Origin of the sequence: Cellvibrio sp. UBA7661, from assembly GCA_002483365.1 — a bacterium.
Lineage (GTDB): Bacteria > Pseudomonadota > Gammaproteobacteria > Pseudomonadales > Cellvibrionaceae > Cellvibrio.
Genome location: DLHT01000001.1, coordinates 1,718 through 4,698 on the forward strand (window position 1 = coordinate 1,718; position 2,981 = coordinate 4,698).

Annotated in this window: 3 protein-coding genes; all 3 read left to right on the top strand. The window is 47.2% G+C overall.

Features of this window, described 5'->3' with window-relative positions:
- Positions 1-465: ATP-binding cassette domain-containing protein (locus B2739_RS00010; protein ID WP_331343828.1), on the top strand; the 465-nt coding region annotated here is incomplete at its 5' end.
- Positions 458-1,948, top strand: coding sequence for an HlyD family type I secretion periplasmic adaptor subunit (locus B2739_RS00015; RefSeq protein WP_331343829.1), 1,491 nt, complete (start codon positions 458-460; stop codon positions 1,946-1,948). The genes B2739_RS00010 and B2739_RS00015, both read left to right, overlap by 8 nt.
- 116 nt (positions 1,949-2,064) lie before the next feature.
- Positions 2,065-2,981, top strand: a 917-nt coding sequence (locus B2739_RS00020; protein ID WP_331343830.1) for a glycosyltransferase, incomplete at its 3' end; no start/stop codon positions are given.

Sequence of the window (2,981 nt, forward strand, 5' to 3'; positions counted from 1 at the left end):
ATTGTTGCCGTTGCTAAACTCGCGGGCGCCCATGAGTTTATTGTCGATCTCCCAGAAGCTTACGACACCATGGTCGGCGAGCAGGGCAGCAATCTCTCCGGTGGCCAACGCCAACGTTTGGCAATTGCACGCGCACTCTTAACCAATCCACGCATCCTGATTTTTGATGAAGCCACCAGTGCGCTGGACTATGAATCGGAACGGATTATTCAGGACAACATGGCCGAGATCTGCAAAGGCCGCACCGTATTTATCATCGCCCACCGCCTAAGTACGGTGCGGATTTGCAATCGCATTATTGTGATGAATAAAGGTCAGATCGTAGAGCAAGGCCCCCATGACGAGTTGCTGCAACTGCAAGGCTATTACGCCCAGTTGCACGGTTATCAACAACACAGCCCTCAACCGAAAAACACTTCAACTCATTCACACTCAAGCCCGAAGCTGGAGGTGGTCCATGACTAATTTTTTCCAGCAATTACTCGATGCCTGGCGTGACCGCGCCAAACTTGGCGATGGATCCAAACACCAAAACCTCGCCGAATTTATGCCCGCTGCACTGGAGTTGCAGGAGTCACCACCCAATCCACTCGTGCGCTGGCTCGCCTGGGTATTGATTGCCCTGTTTGTCCTGACGCTTATCTGGGCCTGTATTGGCAAAGTGGATGTCGTCTCCAGTGCAGAAGGTAAAATTATTCCCGGCAGCCGCGTCAAACAAATCCAGCCACTGACGAAAGGCTTTGTGAAAGCGATTCATGTGAAAGAAGGGCAGTTCGTGAATCAGGGCGATGCACTGATTGAATTGGATCGCACCATCACCGCCGCTGATCAAGCGCGTATGCAGCAGGAATTGCACAATGCCAGCCTCAACCTCGCCGGTGCAGAAGCGCTACAAACGTTTTTGGTAAACACTTCAGGTTCAGCAACAGGTGCAAGTACAGACACACATCAAAATACCAATAAAAATACAGATAAAAATATAAAACCCACAGTACAACCCGGCATGGCCACTGAAATCGAATTGAAAGTCCATGCCGATATAAAACCGACTGAAACCGAAATACTGTTGCATCAACAAAAAACCTGGGAGCAGTGGCAACAATACCAAGCGCAATTAAGCAGCCTGCACAGCGGGCTTAAAAAAGTGCAGAGCGAAAAAATTGGCAATCAGGAAACCATTAAAAAGCTCCAACAAACCCTGCCGATGATTACCAAGCGGGCGCAAGCCCTGGAAAGCCTCTACGCAAAAAATATGGCTTCAGAAGCGGAGTATCTTGAATTAGAACAACAGCGCATTGAGCGAGTACAAGATCTTGCCGCACAGCAACAAATGCAACAGCAATTAAACGCCGCCATCAACGAAGCCCAACAACAAATCAATTCCCTCAAAGCCGATACCCTCGGCAAACTGCTCACCCAAATTGCCGACAGCCGCAACCAGATCGCGACTATCAGTGAGGAGTTGGTCAAAGCCACGGATATGAATGACAAACAAATCCTCTACGCACCCGTATCCGGTTATGTGCAACAGCTTGCCATCAACACCATCGGCGGTATTGTCACTGAGGCGCAAGAACTGATGATCATCGTTCCCGAAGAAGAAAGCCTGGAAGTGCAAGTGATGCTCGGCAATCAGGATGTGGGTTTTGTACAAAAAGACATGGCCGCTGAAATCAAGATCCACACCTTTCCGTTTACCAAATACGGATTAATCGATGCCACTGTCACGCACATTTCTGACGATGCGATTATCGATGAAAAACTCGGTCTCGTTTACACCATGCATTTAAAAATGCACAAGAGCACGATTCGTGTGGAAGCAAAAGACGTAAAACTCATTCCGGGTATGGCAGTCACGGCGGAAGTGAAAACAACACAGCGCAGGGTGATTGAGTATTTTTTGTCACCTCTGCTGAGGTATAAGCAGGAAAGTATTCGTGAGCGGTAAGGTGCGCATGTTTCGTCATACCCGCGAAATCATGCATTTATGCCTCGTCATACCCGCGAACGCGGGTATCCTGAAAAATCGATTTTGTAGTAAGCACTAAGGAATCAGTTGTTGCTATGAACGTATTATTTATCCACCAAAACTTTCCCGCCCAGTTTGTGCACTTGGCACCTGCATTAGCGGCTGATCCTAAAAATGATATTCGTGCGCTCACACCCAGCAACCGTCCATGTCCAGCTGGCGTAAAACTGCACACCTACAACATCAAACGTTCGAGCAGTAAAGAAATACACCCATGGCTTACCGATATGGAAACCAAAACCATTCGTGCGGAAGCGGCATTTTGGGGCGCTATGCAATTAAAAAAAGAAGGCTTCATGCCCGATTTAATTATTGCCCACCCCGGTTGGGGTGAAAGCCTGTTTTTAAAAGATGTTTGGCCACATGCGAAGCTCGCGCTTTACTGCGAGTTTTATTATCAGGCAGTGGGCGGTGATGTCGGTTTTGATCCGGAATTTTCAACACCGGAATTGGATATGGCCTGCCGTTTACGGCTTAAAAATGCCAATTTCGATTTGCATCTATTACAAGCTGATGCAGGTATATCACCAACACACTTTCAGCGTTCTACTTTCCCCAAACATTTCCAGAATAAAATTTCCGTAATACACGATGGTATAGACACCAACCGCATAAAACCCAACCCGCAGGTCACTATGCGTTTAAATGGAATGGAGCTGACAAAGAATGATGAAATCATCACCTTCGTAAATCGTAATCTGGAACCCATGCGCGGTTATCATATTTTTATGCGCGCCTTACCCAAAATACTAAAAGAAAATCCAAAGGCGAGAGTGATTATTGTGGGTGGTGACGATGTGAGTTATGGCAGTAAGCCACCAGAGGGCACTACCTGGAAACAACTCTTTTTAAACGAAGTATGTGATCAGCTCGACTTAAGTCGTGTCCACTTTGTAGGAAAACTGCCATATCCAGATTTTATCCAGCTATTACAATTGTCCACCGTGCATGT

Coding starts and splice junctions, on each gene's coding strand:
- B2739_RS00015 (WP_331343829.1), top strand. CDS start 458: ATGACTAATTTTTTCCAGCAATTACTCGATGCCTGGCGTGACCGCGCC.